The organism is Paenarthrobacter sp. JL.01a, assembly GCF_025452095.1.
Classification (GTDB): Bacteria; Actinomycetota; Actinomycetes; order Actinomycetales; family Micrococcaceae; genus Arthrobacter.
On record NZ_CP104877.1, the window covers coordinates 4,339,555 to 4,352,696 of the forward strand.

Sequence of the window (13,142 nt, forward strand, 5' to 3'; positions counted from 1 at the left end):
AGGGAAAGTATTCCCGGCGAGCTGCTGGAGGATCAGGGACGCCGCGCGGCGTGCGCAGAGAGGAAATCGAAAGTCTTGTCCCTCGCCTCGCGGGCCTCGGCGAAGTTCAGATGGAACTGGTACTCGTGAGGCAACTCAGGTTGGTGGTTTGCCGGCCAAAACAGCTCCGTCACAGGCACTCCGGCGTTTTTGAGCCGGTTGCTGTAGGGCACCGATTGCAGCCAGGTGAGGCCGTCACCGTTGCCGCCGCTGATAAAGGTCGGCGGGAAGTCGGGGGTGACAAAGTCGATGGTGGACATCGTGGCCCCGGCATAGGTGGCGGACCAATCCTTGGTGCCGGTGTAAGCCCACAAGGCAGTCTTGAAACCCCACGCCACAATGCCGTTCAGGTCCGCCATGGCCCGCAGGTCGTAGACGCCGCAGTGCAGGATGGTTGCAGCGAGTTCGGACTTCTGAAGCGCAGGCTGGATTCCCATGAGGTTGGCGTACTCGGGGTTGACGGTGAGCGTTGTCATCTGGCTGGCCAGCTGGGCCCCTGCAGAGTCACCGGCAAGGACGATGCGGCTGGTGTCCACATTGAGTTCGGCAGCGTGTGCCTTGATGTAGGCGAGGGCTTCGTTGATGTCGCGGACAGCAGTGGGGTACGTGGCTTCGGGTGCGATCGGATAGCTCATGCCAATCGTGGTGTAGCCCTGGTCGGCCATGATCTGGAGGTACGGATTGACGTCGCGCTGTGCCCCGGAAATCCAGGCGCCTCCGTGAATCCACACCACCGTAGGAAGCGGCGCCGTCGTCCCCTGGGGACTGAAGATATCAAAGGTGGACCCCGGCTTGTACTCCACCCCCATCCGCGTATCCAGGGGAGTAGCGGGAACGTAGGGCGTCATTTCATCGATGGTCGCCTGGGCTCCCCGTTCAAAGACACTGCGGATCAGCAGTGCCGACGGCCAAGGAGTGGCGGAAAGGGCCACAGCCAGGATCAAAACCACCAAGATCGCCAATTCCAGCCTGCGCAGCCGCGAGGAGCGCTTTCGCCGGGCCTTGGCTGGCATTTCCACGCGAGGTGGCGCCGTTTTCCTTGCAGTTTTTTCGATCGAATCCAACGGCCCCATCACAAACTCCCCCGGTCGGTGCTTCCCTGGACCCATGCTAAGACGGACGGGCGTTCCTTGGGGTCAGGACAGCGGCCGCGCCGCCGCCAGCAGGACTCCCTCGCCGCCGTCGAACGCTACGGCGTGAAAAGCCGGGCCGCGCGAGACCACCCTGAATCCCCACTGCCGGTGCAGCTCCAAAGAGGCTTCGTTACGCGCATTAACGATGTACCAGGCAGTGTCAGCACGTTCCCAGATCCACTCAAGCCGGCGCGAGGTCAACGCAACCGCAAGTCCCCGACGCCGGAAATCGGGCGCAACGGTAAGGCCGCCCAGATAGTGACCCGCCGGCGCTGGACCGTCACCGACGTCGTAATGGTGCGTTTTCGCCCAGCCAACGACGGCGGAACCCGGCCCCGGGGTCATGTCCAGTGGCGCCTCGGCCACCAAAACCAGGCGACCGTCGTCGGATATTGCAGCAGCGATCTTTGCCGCGAAAGGCTCCCTCCCGGCCTCTGGCAACCGCCCGGACAGGGTCTCCACGGTCACAATCCCGGGAACATCCTTTTCAACCGCGGGACGGATGGCGAATCTCATGGGCCTAGTCTAGGTTTGCAAAAGGGGGCATCAGCACGGAAGAGGACCATGACACAGCAACCAATCGCACCGCTGGACGGCGTCCGCGTCCTGGAACTCGGCAACTACATCGCCGCGCCCACCGCAGGACGGCTGTTGGCAGATTTCGGCGCCGAGGTCATCAAGGTCGAACGGCCCGGAACCGGCGATGAACTGCGCAACTGGCGGCTGCACAAGGGCACCACCTCAATGCTGTACCGCACGCTGAACCGCAACAAGAAATCCGTGGTCCTGGACCTCCGCACGGAGGCCGGCAAGCAGGCCGTCCTGGACCTGGCGGCAAAATCAGACATTCTGCTGGAGAATTTCCGCCCAGGCACGCTCGAAAAGTGGGGCCTGGGTCCCGAGGTTCTCAACCAGGCCAACCCGGACCTCGTGGTGACCCGCATCTCCGCCTTCGGGCAGACCGGGCCACTGTCCGAGCGTCCCGGTTTTGCCGCCGTCGCCGAAGCCTACGGAGGGTTCCGCAACCTGGTGGGCGACCCCGACCGCGCACCGGTGCGGGTCGGCGTCTCCATCGGAGACTCGATCGCGGGACTCTACGCCGCGTTCGGTTCCGTAATGGGCCTCTACCAGCGTGAAGCACGACGCCGGGACTCGGCTGGCGCTGTACCCCTCACCGAACGCGTCATTGACGTCGCCCTGCACGAGGCAATGTTTTCCATGATGGAATCGCTCATTCCCGACTACCAGGCCTACGGCGTGGACCGCCAGCGGGTGGGCGGCCGGATGGAAGGCATCGCCCCCTCGAATGCGTACGTCTGCAAGGACGGCGCGAGCATTGTGGTGGCAGGTAACGGTGATTCGATTTTCCAGCGGTACATGCAGACCATCTGCCGCCCGGACCTTGCCGGGCGCCCTGATTTGCAGAGCAATGCGGGTCGCTGGGCCGCGCGTGAGGAGCTGGACCAGGCGATCGGCTCATGGACTGCCACGCTCCCACCTGCTGAGGCACTGGCCGCCTTGGAAGCTGCCGGTGTTCCCGCGGGACCCATCTATACCGCCGCGGACATCAGCAGCGACAACCAATATGCCGCCAGGAACATGATCCAAAAATTCGATGTCTCCACGGGCGAAGAAACCCTCTCCGGCGTCGGCTTCCCTGGCGTGGTTCCCGTCATTGGTGGCCAGTCCTTGCCCATTCGGAACCTGGGGCCGGATCTGGGCGAGAACACCCAGGAGGTTCTCGCCGGGCTGCTTGGCATGAGCGAAAGCGAGATCAACGATGCATCCGGCCGCGAGGGAGCTGTTCAGTCATGATCCGTCCTGAAGGGCCCGTGGCCGCAACCTTGGGCAACGCCATTCTGCGGGACGTCACCCTTCGCGACGGCCTCCAACTGACGGGCAAGCTCCTTTCCGCGGAACAGAAGGTCCAGACTGTTCGCGAGTTGCTGCGGCTCGGCGTGCCGGCGATCGAACTCGGGTCCATGGCCCGCCCGGACCTGGTCCCCACGATGGCCAACACCCTGGAAGTGGTGCACGCCCTGACCCCGGCGGAACTCGAAAAGTGCTGGATCTGGGTAGCAACCCCGGGCCATGTTGCGAAGGCCGCAGCTGCCGGGGCGCGCAATTTCCAGTACTGCCTGTCCGCTTCCGACTCGCACAACAAGGCAAACATCGGCCGCACTACCGACCAAAGCCTCGCAGCCCTGCCCGAGGCCATCGAGTACGCGCGGGCAGTAGACGGCCATATCCAGCTCTGCATTGCAACGTCCTTCACCTGCCCGTTCGAGGGCCAGGTCCGCGAAGAACGCATCCTGGCCATCGCCAACGACCCCCGTGCCGAGGGCACCATCGACATCGTCATCTGTGACACCTTGGGCCAGGCGGTCCCGGCGCAGGTTGCACAGTTGATCACCCGCGTGCGCACCGAGTCGCCTTCCCGTCGTGTCGTCTATCACGGTCATGACACGTGGGGTTTGGGCGTTGCGAACACCCTCGCAGCCATCCAAGCAGGGGCTGAAATGGTGGACGGGGCGCTTGGCGGCCTGGGCGGATGCCCCTTCGCCCCCGGTGCCAGCGGAAATACGTCCAGCGAAGACATCCTGTTCGCCACCCGCCCCGACTGGCTGACGCCTGAAATCTTTGGCGAACTGGTGGTCCTTTCGGAACATTTACTGCAGGAGCTCGACGAGCCCAACCGCTCCAAGTCGGCCCAAGGCGCACGGTCCAAAGCAGAGGCCTTTGACTGGGTACTGCGGCCCTAAGGCCCGCCCGGGCGCTAGGACCTGCCCGCGCCGCCCACTGCCATCAGTTCCAAGCGCCTTAAGGTTTCGCGGTTCCGGACAGCAATTACGGGATCACGCAATTTCTTGGGCACCAATTTGCCGGGGCCCCGCACGGCGTCCTCAGCAATGGAAACCCGGCATTGGGAGCCACCGAGGTCTTCCAGTGTGATGAGCACCTTCGCTTCGCCCAACGGCCACCCGCTCGCCAGGAGTTCGAGCTTGCGTTCGGGTTCGACGGCGGTGACGCGGCTGCTGTCGTCGATGAGGAATGGCCAGGATCCAACGGAGTGGTGAAGCCGGGATCCCTGGGCCGGCCACTGGTCATCAACGGAGCGGATCCTTGAGGCACCCACGACCCAGCCTGAGTACAGCCACCCCTCCTGGATGACTTTCCAAACATCTGCGGCAGGGGCATTGAACAACTGGGTCACGGTGGCCATGTGGAACCTTTCTGCGCAGGTGGAGGACTGGACGACACCATAAGCTAAGCATGCTTATGGTTTACTCGCCAGAGCCCCCGCAATCATGAAGCCGGCTTGCTGGCCCTACCGTCCAGCCATAGCGTGTCCGACTCGTCGCGGTGCGATCCCTCCGACCCCACGTGCTTGCTGTCGATCTGCGGCCCCTTCTTGATGACGTGCACCAAGGCCATGCCGTGGCCACGCCCAAGATCATAATCGGCTTTAAGCCATTCAAGGATGGTCCCGGCCTTGACCGAAGGATCATTGAAGCCCTTGGATTCAGCGATGTCCACCAACTGCCGCGGCGTCAGGCCGGTTTTGTCTTCGATGGCGTCGAGGTAAGCCTGGAATGACATGAATCTCCCCTTTCGTTGCCACACTCCATGGGCGGAGTTGGCAGGTGTGTGTGAGCGACATCGTACCGGCGCACTGGGGGCGCCTACACTGATCGCATGGTGTGCCGCAGAAGGCGTGTCCTTGCGTCTTGCATAGTCATGGCCACGATGCTGCCTGCCCTGTCCGCCTGCAGCTCAGGCGCTCCGGCCGACCCGCCTTCGTCCGGCAGCAGCACTGCGCCCATCACAGTGGAAATCAATCAATCCCGTGACCAATACGGGAAGCAAGCCATCCAGATCCAGTTCACCAACACAACGGACAATCTCCTGACGGTGACCGGAGCACGGGTCCGTTCACCCCTTTTCGACGGCGACATACTCTGGCAGCGCTCAGGGAACGGCCTTGAACTGCCGCCCCGGCAACCTAAAAGCGTTCCTGCGGCATTGCCAGCGGCGTCATGTGGAGCGCCACAGAACGGTTCCAACCAGGCAACGCTGGAGTTCGCTGCGCCCGGGAAAGAAGCCACCGAAGAGGTGACGGACGCAGCCGATCCCTTCGGCGTACTGTCCAGAAACTCAGCCGAACTGTGCATCGCGGCCCAGGCCGCTGCCGTCGCCACGATGGCGCTGGACCCCGAACTGAAGGTGGCCGCGGACGGTCGGACCGCCGTCGTGCGTCTTGTGATCTCGCCGGCCACGCAGGGCGGGGAGGTACGAAGCTTCACGATTGAATCGATCGACGAGACCACGCTGCTGGCCCAGTCCCCCACGGATCCATGGCCAAGGAACGTCACCGTGGGCTCCACACAGCAGGAGCTGGCGCTCACCATCCGACCAGCACGATGTGATCCGCATGCCGTCGCCGAAGACAAGGTGGGCACGCTTCTCCCGCTTCGAGTGAAAGTGGGAGAGAGCGAAGGCTTGGTAAAAGTGGCGGCCTCAACTGACCTGCGCGGACGAATATATGACTTCGTCACCGCCGCTTGCGCACACACTTGAGCTGGGCCTAGCCGAGCGTCGCCAAAGCCCCCTGCGCGCACTCCACCCTGACCTTGACGTTCGCCTCCACGCTCTTGACCTCGCCATCCATTTGGTACGGCAGCGGCTTCAGAGTGGTGAATTCATAGCTGCTGACGCTCGGCTGATCACCAAGTCCCTGGGTGGTGGCCTTGAGCGCCTTCAGAAGAACCTTCCACTTGGGCATGTGGGGGAAAATGATGACCTCGAACTTGCCATCGGACGGGTGCTCATCGGCATCGCTGAGGGTGGCGTACTTGGCCATTTCACGGATGTTGGCGAACACCAGGCTGTCGAACTTGTGACGCTTCCCATCAGGCAAGCGAACTCCGAACGGCTCAAATTTGGAAAAGGTCTGAATCACGGTGACCATTTCCTTGAGGGCTCCTTTACTGCCCTTTTCCAGCTCGGTGGCAACCACGGGAGTTAAACCGAAGCCGATGTAGGAGTGCGCATACTCAAGCGGTTCATCCTCTTTTTGGCCGGTATGGATGCGGAGAAGGTCGATGTTGTGGACCCGGCCCTCAGCGATGGCCTCTTCCAGGGGCTTGGTGGCGATGATCCTGCTGTGGTCGTTGGCGTTTCCGGCGGCCCGAACAGCGCACACCGCCCGGGAGTTTCCGGCCTGCATCACCCCGTTGACGACCTCGTTGTAGCCGCCATCGCCACTGACGGAAACCACCAGGACATCGCCGCCCTTCGCCGCGGCCTCCCGCGCAAGGTCCACCGCGTGTCCGGCATGCTCCGTGGGTTGGAGGATGATCTCGGGTTCGTAGCTGAGAACTTCCTTCAGTCGCTGATGCAATTGCTGCGCCAGCTCCGGCGCATCCCCTGTGCTGTTGGGATTAAAAATGATGACGATCGACTCAAAGGTCCGGGCAGAATCCACGATGTGCTCCTGATTCATTGCGAGGTCCCTTATTCAGGCGGCTGTTTTTCCCTCGGAAGTTCCCATACTATTCGCAACCCAGAGGGGTTTCGGATAAACGACGAACGTGAAACGATGAAATCGGGTTCCCAGTTGGGAATCTGCCTCAACCAGCTGGATGCGGCACGATGCTGCGGCAGCAGTCTGGAAATCCCATGGACTCACGCCAGACAGCACGAATACTCGTCCTCGAGCATGAGATCACCCTTGACGATTTATGGGCGTGGTACTGGGCCAACGGCGGCAATGCCGGACTGTGGGATTTCGACGCTTATCTCTTCGGGATCCTGGAACGCGACCCCTTCGATCTGAGAATCCTTGGGTGGGCGATGGAGGACCTCGAGGCCCACTCACTTCTCTGAGGGCCGTCGGCGCGCCGGTAGGGTTGCCTCATGGGGACCGTACTGGACGTCGAAAACCTGCTGGTGGGTTATGCCGGATCTCCGGTGTGTGGCGAGGTGTCGGCCACCCTGCACGCCGGCGAAATCCTGGGAATCGTGGGCGTCAACGGCGCCGGGAAGTCAACAGTTGCCCGAACCATAGCGGGCCGTCAGGCCGCCCTCGCCGGCGAGGTGAAAGTCCATGGCCTCCTCATCGACCCCGACGCCGTACCGTTCCGACGGGAGGTCTCCGCTGTCTTCGATGACGATCTTTTCTTCCCCTCGTTGACTGTCCGCGAACACTTGCTGCTCGTCGCCCGCGGACACTCCGTGGCGGATCCCGAAACGCGGGTCGAGGAAGAACTGGAGTTCTTCGGCCTGCAGGGACGAGCCCACGCCATCCCGGACGCCCTCTCTTCCGGGCAACGGCGCAGACTGCTGCTCGCAGCGGGGCTGATCCGTCCGTCGTCGCTCCTGATTCTTGACGAGCCGGAGCAGCGGCTTGATCCCAAGATGCGGGTGGCCATCGGAGAACGGATCGCTGGGCACGGCGGCGCCGTGGTCCTGGTGACGCACGATCCGGACCTGCTGCTCGCCACCGCTTCTTCGTGTTTGGTGATTGACGACGACGTCTGCGAATTCGATCCGCAGCAGGGAGCCTCGATCATTGCCGGGTCCTGACATGCTGATTCGTGAAAGCTCGACGCCGGACCGTCACCTCGCGCGGGAGATCGTTCGTTTCACGCGACGATCGGTCCGCCGCTACAAGCGGAGCAGGGGCTCATGGAGCGAACGCTTTGTCGATGCGTACAGTTGGGGACTCGGTATCGCCGTTTCCCTGACCATCGCAGCCTCCTTCGTCCTTGCCCTGCGTAACGAGATCGCGGACCGCGCCTCTACTGGGAGCAGCATTATCAAGGCGCAATGGCTCGTCCTTCCAGCGCCCGTGCTGTGGACACTAGCGACATACGCGTTCCTGCTGGTGGTGGCCAATCTTGCCCGCAAGCTCGGACCTATCACGGTCGGTGGACCCGAGAGCACCTGGTGGCTGTCCCTCCCCGTCGACCGCCGACCGATGGTTCTGCCCCCTTTCCTCCGCAAGGCTGTACTAACGGGGGTGGGCCTTGCCGTCGTATACCTGCCATTCAGCATCCTCACGGCCGTGGACCGTAGTGGCCCGGAGCACTTTCTTGCATCAGCGGCCTTTGGCGTTTCCGGGGTCATCGCGGTGGCCTTGGCGGCCTTCCAGCAGCTCGGCATGCTTGGAGCCCGGCTCGGCCGGGTGATCAGCTGGACCGTGCTCTTGGCGTGCGCCGTCCTTCCCACGATCCCAGGGGCACCATGGCCGGAAGCTTTGGTGGCGGTGGCCGCCGTCGTGCTCCTGGGTGTCGCGGGCCGACGCGCTGGTGAGGTGCGGGGTGAAGAGCTTATCCGCGGCGGAGCGGTGGCTGGCCACACCGGCGCTTCCCTGTTCATGATGGATTCCAACGAGGTACTTCGCGCGCTGGGCGCCGGACATAAAACGGTCGACGGCGGCAGGGCGGCAGGCTTCTTCGCCAGACCGGCGGGCGGCCCGCTCCGGGCGCTGATCCGCGCCGATACAGTAGCGTTTCTCCGGCTGAATCCGCCCTTGTTGGCTTCCTTGCTGTGGCTCGGTGCTTGCATCGCCGTGCTGCTGGTGGAAGGAGGACTCCCGGAGTTCGCACAGCTGGCCATCGTTGTCATAGCCGGCTGTGCAACAGCGTCGGGCATGGGGAGCGTGGCGCGCAAGACGGCCCTCGTTCCGGAGCTCGATGCGCTGCTCCCCCTCCATCCGGCACTGGTCCGTACCAGCCGGACCCTCATCCCGTGCCTTGCCATGGCTGTATGGATGACCGTCCTTAGCGGCCTTCTGGTTCTCCTGGGCGCTTCCGATCCTGCCCTGATTGGCGTGGGGGCATTGGCCGGCGTCGGAATGGGCGCGGGAACGCTGCGTTCTGCCACCAAAGCCGCGCCGGATTGGTCGGCTCCCCCGGTGGACACGCCCTTCGGTCCCGTGCCCCGCGCGCAGCTCGGCTCCCTGATGCACGGGCTGGACGTGACGATCCTGGCGATGATTCCGCTGCTGGTTGGGCTCTACCTTGGCTACACTCCGTGGGCTGTGGCGATGGTTCAGGCCCTGTTCAGTGCGGGCATCGTACTACTTGCAGTGCTGTCCAAACCCAAGCGGGCGTGAGGACCGGCCCTACAGGATCACACTGCCTTGGATGCAGGTGGCCGATGCTCCGCCGATCCAGATATCACCATCCCTGGCGATGACGTGGATACGCCCGGCCCTGCCCAGCACGGTGCCTTGAGCGGCAACATACTCCTCGGGCGCCCTGCCCGATCCAATCAGCCACTGGGCCGCTCCGGCGTTGAAACTCCCCGTCACCGGGTCCTCCACCATGGCATCACCAGGAATGAAGGTGCGGACTTCAAAGTCGACGGCGGAACCTGGCTCGTGCGGGCCAATCACCCCGACCTTGAGGTCACCCATGGCCACGAAATCCGGTTCCAAGGCCAGTACCTGGTCCGCTGACCCAAGGAGGACGCCAATCCACTGCGGGCCGTTGACCAGCCACGATGCGTCGACTATCTCAGCCTCCGAGATACCCAGGCCCGCCGCGAGTTGGGATCGTTCGGCGTCGCTCACTGGACCAAAACGCGTCAATGGCGGAGCAGCGAAAGCCAGCCGGCCGGCGTCGTGCTTCACCCGAACCAAGCCCGCACCGCACTCCTGAACCAGGACGCCCTCCGTCTTGGGCACTCCCCCGGCCTGCAGCCATGTATGCGCCGATCCGAGCGTCGGGTGCCCCGCGAAGGGGAACTCCTCGCTGGCGGTGAAAATCCGCACTTTGTAGTCGGCCGCCGGGTCGGTGGGAGGGAGGAGGAAGGTGGTCTCCGAAAGGTTGGTCCAATTGGCGAAGTGCTGCATGGCCTCGGTGCTGAGACCTTCGGCCTCCACCACCACGGCCAAGGGGTTCCCTCGGTACGGCTGGTCGGAAAAGACGTCGACTTGGTGGAACGGGCGGAGGCGGAGGGCTTCTGGAGTCACCGGTGAAGGCTACCATCCGGTGCTGGCAGGCGAGGTGCCGGTCTGCGAGACTACGTGCATGGCAGAGAACAAGACCCAACCGACGGATGCATCTGTCCACGATTTCCTTAGTGCTGTGGAGCACCCTGTCCGGCGGGCTGACGGCTTGGAATTGCTGGACATGATGCGGGACGCCACCGGCCAGGAGCCTGTCATGTGGGGCCCGACCATTATTGGCTTCGGCAGCTACCACTACAAGTACGCCAGCGGGCGCGAGGGCGATGCTGCAGCCGTCGGATTCTCGCCACGAAAGGCCAACCTGGCCCTTTACGGGCTCACTTACGGCCCCGATGCAGACCAGCTCCTCCCCGAGCTTGGCAAACACAAGACCGGGGCGGCCTGCTTGTACATCAATAAGTTGGACGACGTGGACCGGAGCGTGTTGGCGGAGATGATCCGCTCCGGCTACCGCCACGTGATGTCGGAGCTCCACACCCCCTGACGCCCCTGCGACTTGGCAGTTAATGGCAATGTTGGTGACTGGGATTGTCATTAACTGCCAACTCGTCGCGAACACAAAAGAACCCCGCCACCGGAATCCGGCAACGGGGTTCTTTGGATGCAGTCAGAGACTACTTGCTGGCAACGACCTCGAGGTCGATAACAGCGGAAACATCCTCGTGCAGGCGAACGTTGGCCTGGTACGAACCGACAGACTTGATGTGGTTCGGCAGTTCAACGTTGCGCTTGTCGATGGCGCCAAGGCCAGCGGCCTCAACAGCAGCAGCGACATCGGCCGGCTTGACGGTACCGAAGAGACGACCGGACTCGCCGGCCTTCACCTCGAGCTTGACCTTCTTGGAGGACAGAGCCTGGGCCTGTGCCTGTGCAGCTTCAACAGAAGCGTGGGCACGAGCAGCGCGGGCAGCCTTGATGGACTCAACCTGCTTCTCGCCACCCTTCGACCAGGTCAGGGCGAAGCCGCGGGGCAGCAGGAAGTTACGTGCGTAACCGTCCTTGACCTCGACAACGTCGCCAGCAGCACCGAGACCGGTTACTTCGTGGGTCAGAATGAGCTTAGCCATGTTAGTTAATCCCTTCCTTAGCCGCGGCCAGCGCCGGAGTAAGGCAGCAGAGCAACTTCGCGGGCGTTCTTGATTGCCTGGGCGATCTTGCGCTGTTCCTGAACGGTAACGCCAGTAACGCGACGAGCACGGATCTTTCCGCGGTCGGAGATGAACTTGCGCAGCAATGCTACGTCCTTGTAGTCGATGACAGTGATGTCAGCGGCCTTCAAGGGGTTGGACTTTGGTTTGGGCTTACGGAGTTCAGCCTTAGCCATCGTGGAGCTCCTTTTCTATGGAGCCCGTGGATATTGATCCACGGGATGGTGGTGTTCGACGGCGGTGATCACCAAGGTGCCTTTCGGCAGTCCCGGTGAGCGTCCGACGTCGGACTTTTGTTTGGTGTTTAGAAGGGAGGTTCGGAATCAGGGCCGTTGCCCCAGCCGCCAGCGTTACTGACACCGGGCGTAGCCCAAGGGTCATCCTGCTGTTGTGCGGACTGGTTGCCGCCCCAACCTCCACCGGAGTTGCCGCCGCCCTGGTTTCCACCGGGAGCGCCACCTCCAAAGCCACCGGAGTTGCCTCCGCCGAAGCCACCCTGTCCACCGCCGGAGCGCTGGGTACGGTTGACCTTGGCGTTTGCGTAACGCAAGCTGGGGCCGATTTCGTCGACCTCAAGCTCGATAACGGTGCGCTTTTCGCCTTCTTTGGTTTCGTAGGAACGGCTCTTCAAACGGCCGGAAACGATGACGCGCATGCCCTTGGTGAGGGATTCGGCCACGTTTTCAGCTGCTTCGCGCCATACCGATGCGCGAAGGAACAGGGTTTCCCCGTCCTTCCATTCATTGGACTGGCGGTCAAAGGTCCGGGGAGTAGAAGCGATGGTGAAGTTCGCTACTGCCGAGCCAGACGGGGTGAACCGCAGCTCCGGGTCGTTGGTGAGGTTACCAATGACCGTAATAGTGGTTTCGCCTGCCATCTACTGCCTCCTTGTTCGTTCCTGCGGGGTAAAGATCTGGAAGGGGCTGATTACTCAGCAACAACCTTCTGGTCTTCGGGGCGGATGATCTTGGTGCGCATGATCGTCTCGTTCAGAGACAGCTGGCGATCAAGTTCCTTGGCGGTAGCCGGAGCAGCGGTGAAGTTCACCACGGCGTAGATACCTTCGGACTTCTTCTTGATGTCGTATGCCAGGCGGCGACGGCCCCAGATGTCAACCTTCTCGATGGTTCCACCATCGGTGGTGATGACATTAAGGAACTTCTGAAGCGACGACTCTACGGTACGCTCTTCGACCTCGGGGTCGATGATTACCATCAATTCGTAAGGACGCATATGTGAACCCACCTCCTTTGGGCTAAGCGGTTACGGTATTTCCGTAACAGGAGGTTCATTTGCGATGCTGTGCAGCGCTCCCCCGCCGAAGATTCGGAAGGAGGGCGTAACACAGACTTCAATATCTTAGTGCATCTCCTGCACTCAAAGCTATTCGAGGGGATCCCCGGCGGAAACGGGCTGGTTGCCGTATGTGGATAACCGCTGGGGCGGGCTTGGTGGCAGGGAATACTGGAGCAATGACCATCCTGAAGTCCATCGTCCTCTTCGCCCTGGCCGCAGTGGCCGAGATCGGCGGAGCTTGGCTGATCTGGCAGGCCGTCCGCGAAGGCAAGGCCTGGTGGTGGGCCGGACTTGGCGTGGTGGCCTTGGGAATCTACGGCTTCTTCGCCGCCTTCCAGCCGGAGGCGCACTTTGGCCGGGTGCTTGCTGCGTACGGCGGGGTCTTCATCGCCGGGTCGCTGGCCTGGGGAATGCTGATGGACGGCTTCCGGCCGGACCGCTGGGATGTCATCGGAGCAGCGATCTGCATCGTGGGCGTCGGCGTCATCATGTTCGCGCCGCGGACGGGCGCGTGACGACGGTCGCCCCAGGAAACGACAGAAGCCCTGG

18 protein-coding genes are annotated in these 13,142 nt (G+C 62.7%); 8 read left to right on the forward strand and 10 right to left on the reverse strand.

Annotated features, from left to right (window positions below; genetic code table 11):
- Nucleotides 1-32 precede the first annotated feature (32 nt).
- Complete coding sequence (locus N5P29_RS20695; RefSeq protein ID WP_262278627.1) at nt 33-1,052, reverse strand: alpha/beta hydrolase; 1,020 nt, start codon at nt 1,050-1,052, stop codon at nt 33-35.
- 123 nt (nt 1,053-1,175) lie between these two features.
- Nucleotides 1,176-1,688 (reverse strand): GNAT family N-acetyltransferase, encoded by a 513-nt coding sequence (locus N5P29_RS20700; RefSeq protein ID WP_262276636.1) that lies wholly within the window; start codon nt 1,686-1,688, stop codon nt 1,176-1,178.
- A gap of 48 nt (nt 1,689-1,736) precedes the next feature.
- Here N5P29_RS20700 and N5P29_RS20705 point away from each other — a divergent pair, with 48 nt between their 5' ends.
- Both N5P29_RS20705 and N5P29_RS20710 read left to right on the forward strand, forming a co-directional pair.
- Complete coding sequence (locus N5P29_RS20705; protein WP_262276637.1) at nt 1,737-2,987, forward strand: CaiB/BaiF CoA transferase family protein; 1,251 nt, start codon at nt 1,737-1,739, stop codon at nt 2,985-2,987.
- A complete protein-coding gene (locus N5P29_RS20710; RefSeq protein ID WP_262276638.1) occupies nt 2,984-3,934 on the forward strand; it encodes a hydroxymethylglutaryl-CoA lyase-like TIM-barrel protein in 951 nt (316 codons plus the stop codon). Before N5P29_RS20705 ends, N5P29_RS20710 begins: the two co-directional genes overlap by 4 nt.
- Before the next feature lie 14 nt (nt 3,935-3,948).
- Here the strand turns inward: N5P29_RS20710 and N5P29_RS20715 are convergent, their stop codons facing one another.
- Both N5P29_RS20715 and N5P29_RS20720 read right to left on the reverse strand, forming a co-directional pair.
- Nucleotides 3,949-4,395, reverse strand: coding sequence for an SRPBCC family protein (locus N5P29_RS20715; protein WP_262276639.1), 447 nt, complete (start codon nt 4,393-4,395; stop codon nt 3,949-3,951).
- 83 nt (nt 4,396-4,478) lie between these two features.
- The gene (locus N5P29_RS20720; protein ID WP_262276640.1) at nt 4,479-4,772 is read right to left on the reverse strand and encodes a DUF4287 domain-containing protein; all 294 of its coding nucleotides are present in this window, start codon (nt 4,770-4,772) and stop codon (nt 4,479-4,481) included.
- A 138-nt stretch (nt 4,773-4,910) separates the two neighbouring features.
- Between N5P29_RS20720 and N5P29_RS20725 the strand changes: the two genes are divergently transcribed.
- Nucleotides 4,911-5,750 carry a hypothetical protein gene (locus N5P29_RS20725; RefSeq protein ID WP_262276641.1) on the forward strand — a complete coding sequence of 280 codons (840 nt, stop codon included), beginning with the start codon at nt 4,911-4,913 and terminating at the stop codon, nt 5,748-5,750.
- A gap of 7 nt (nt 5,751-5,757) precedes the next feature.
- Here the strand turns inward: N5P29_RS20725 and N5P29_RS20730 are convergent, their stop codons facing one another.
- Nucleotides 5,758-6,675, reverse strand: coding sequence for a diacylglycerol/lipid kinase family protein (locus tag N5P29_RS20730; RefSeq protein ID WP_262276642.1), 918 nt, complete (start codon nt 6,673-6,675; stop codon nt 5,758-5,760).
- Between the two features lie 176 nt (nt 6,676-6,851).
- On the opposite strand from N5P29_RS20730, the gene N5P29_RS20735 reads away from it, so the two are divergent.
- Genes N5P29_RS20735 through N5P29_RS20745 form a run of 3 tightly spaced genes read left to right on the forward strand, consistent with a single transcriptional unit; the run spans nt 6,852 to nt 9,291 of the window.
- Nucleotides 6,852-7,058, forward strand: coding sequence for a hypothetical protein (locus N5P29_RS20735; protein ID WP_262276643.1), 207 nt, complete (start codon nt 6,852-6,854; stop codon nt 7,056-7,058).
- A gap of 30 nt (nt 7,059-7,088) precedes the next feature.
- Nucleotides 7,089-7,757 carry an ABC transporter ATP-binding protein gene (locus N5P29_RS20740; RefSeq protein ID WP_262276644.1) on the forward strand — a complete coding sequence of 223 codons (669 nt, stop codon included), beginning with the start codon at nt 7,089-7,091 and terminating at the stop codon, nt 7,755-7,757.
- 1 nt (nt 7,758) lies between these two features.
- A complete protein-coding gene (locus N5P29_RS20745) occupies nt 7,759-9,291 on the forward strand; it encodes a DUF6297 family protein (protein WP_262276645.1) in 1,533 nt (510 codons plus the stop codon).
- 9 nt (nt 9,292-9,300) lie between these two features.
- Here the strand turns inward: N5P29_RS20745 and N5P29_RS20750 are convergent, their stop codons facing one another.
- Nucleotides 9,301-10,152, reverse strand: coding sequence for a PhzF family protein (locus N5P29_RS20750; RefSeq protein WP_262276646.1), 852 nt, complete (start codon nt 10,150-10,152; stop codon nt 9,301-9,303).
- Between the two features lie 58 nt (nt 10,153-10,210).
- Between N5P29_RS20750 and N5P29_RS20755 the strand changes: the two genes are divergently transcribed.
- Nucleotides 10,211-10,633: a DUF1801 domain-containing protein gene (locus N5P29_RS20755; RefSeq protein WP_262276647.1), complete on the forward strand. Its 423-nt coding sequence runs from the start codon at nt 10,211-10,213 to the stop codon at nt 10,631-10,633.
- A 130-nt stretch (nt 10,634-10,763) separates the two neighbouring features.
- Here the strand turns inward: N5P29_RS20755 and rplI are convergent, their stop codons facing one another.
- The 4 genes from rplI to rpsF form a co-directional block, all read right to left on the reverse strand.
- Nucleotides 10,764-11,216, reverse strand: coding sequence for a 50S ribosomal protein L9 (gene rplI, locus N5P29_RS20760; protein WP_018778531.1), 453 nt, complete (start codon nt 11,214-11,216; stop codon nt 10,764-10,766).
- A gap of 17 nt (nt 11,217-11,233) precedes the next feature.
- On the reverse strand, nt 11,234-11,473 hold the full coding sequence (gene rpsR, locus N5P29_RS20765; protein WP_003800144.1) for a 30S ribosomal protein S18: 240 nt from the start codon (nt 11,471-11,473) through the stop codon (nt 11,234-11,236).
- 128 nt (nt 11,474-11,601) lie between these two features.
- Complete coding sequence (locus N5P29_RS20770; RefSeq protein WP_144660350.1) at nt 11,602-12,174, reverse strand: single-stranded DNA-binding protein; 573 nt, start codon at nt 12,172-12,174, stop codon at nt 11,602-11,604.
- Between the two features lie 50 nt (nt 12,175-12,224).
- A complete protein-coding gene (rpsF, locus tag N5P29_RS20775) occupies nt 12,225-12,530 on the reverse strand; it encodes a 30S ribosomal protein S6 (RefSeq protein WP_011776755.1) in 306 nt (101 codons plus the stop codon).
- 239 nt (nt 12,531-12,769) lie between these two features.
- Between rpsF and N5P29_RS20780 the strand changes: the two genes are divergently transcribed.
- Nucleotides 12,770-13,108: a YnfA family protein gene (locus N5P29_RS20780; protein ID WP_144660347.1), complete on the forward strand. Its 339-nt coding sequence runs from the start codon at nt 12,770-12,772 to the stop codon at nt 13,106-13,108.
- Nucleotides 13,109-13,142: the final 34 nt, after the last annotated feature.

Bases quoted from the DNA above. Each gene is read 5' to 3' on its own strand.
- N5P29_RS20755 (WP_262276647.1), top strand. From the start codon at position 10,211: ATGGCAGAGAACAAGACCCAACCGACGGATGCATCTGTCCACGATTTC.
- rpsR (WP_003800144.1), bottom strand. From the start codon at position 11,473: ATGGCTAAGGCTGAACTCCGTAAGCCCAAACCAAAGTCCAACCCCTTG.
- rplI (WP_018778531.1), bottom strand. From the start codon at position 11,216: ATGGCTAAGCTCATTCTGACCCACGAAGTAACCGGTCTCGGTGCTGCT.
- N5P29_RS20720 (WP_262276640.1), bottom strand. From the start codon at position 4,772: ATGTCATTCCAGGCTTACCTCGACGCCATCGAAGACAAAACCGGCCTG.
- N5P29_RS20710 (WP_262276638.1), top strand. From the start codon at position 2,984: ATGATCCGTCCTGAAGGGCCCGTGGCCGCAACCTTGGGCAACGCCATT.
- N5P29_RS20735 (WP_262276643.1), top strand. From the start codon at position 6,852: ATGGACTCACGCCAGACAGCACGAATACTCGTCCTCGAGCATGAGATC.
- N5P29_RS20695 (WP_262278627.1), bottom strand. From the start codon at position 1,052: ATGCCAGCCAAGGCCCGGCGAAAGCGCTCCTCGCGGCTGCGCAGGCTG.
- N5P29_RS20725 (WP_262276641.1), top strand. From the start codon at position 4,911: ATGGCCACGATGCTGCCTGCCCTGTCCGCCTGCAGCTCAGGCGCTCCG.
- N5P29_RS20700 (WP_262276636.1), bottom strand. From the start codon at position 1,688: ATGAGATTCGCCATCCGTCCCGCGGTTGAAAAGGATGTTCCCGGGATT.
- N5P29_RS20705 (WP_262276637.1), top strand. From the start codon at position 1,737: ATGACACAGCAACCAATCGCACCGCTGGACGGCGTCCGCGTCCTGGAA.
- N5P29_RS20770 (WP_144660350.1), bottom strand. From the start codon at position 12,174: ATGGCAGGCGAAACCACTATTACGGTCATTGGTAACCTCACCAACGAC.
- N5P29_RS20740 (WP_262276644.1), top strand. From the start codon at position 7,089: ATGGGGACCGTACTGGACGTCGAAAACCTGCTGGTGGGTTATGCCGGA.
- rpsF (WP_011776755.1), bottom strand. From the start codon at position 12,530: ATGCGTCCTTACGAATTGATGGTAATCATCGACCCCGAGGTCGAAGAG.
- N5P29_RS20780 (WP_144660347.1), top strand. From the start codon at position 12,770: ATGACCATCCTGAAGTCCATCGTCCTCTTCGCCCTGGCCGCAGTGGCC.
- N5P29_RS20745 (WP_262276645.1), top strand. From the start codon at position 7,759: ATGCTGATTCGTGAAAGCTCGACGCCGGACCGTCACCTCGCGCGGGAG.
- N5P29_RS20715 (WP_262276639.1), bottom strand. From the start codon at position 4,395: ATGGCCACCGTGACCCAGTTGTTCAATGCCCCTGCCGCAGATGTTTGG.
- N5P29_RS20730 (WP_262276642.1), bottom strand. From the start codon at position 6,675: ATGAATCAGGAGCACATCGTGGATTCTGCCCGGACCTTTGAGTCGATC.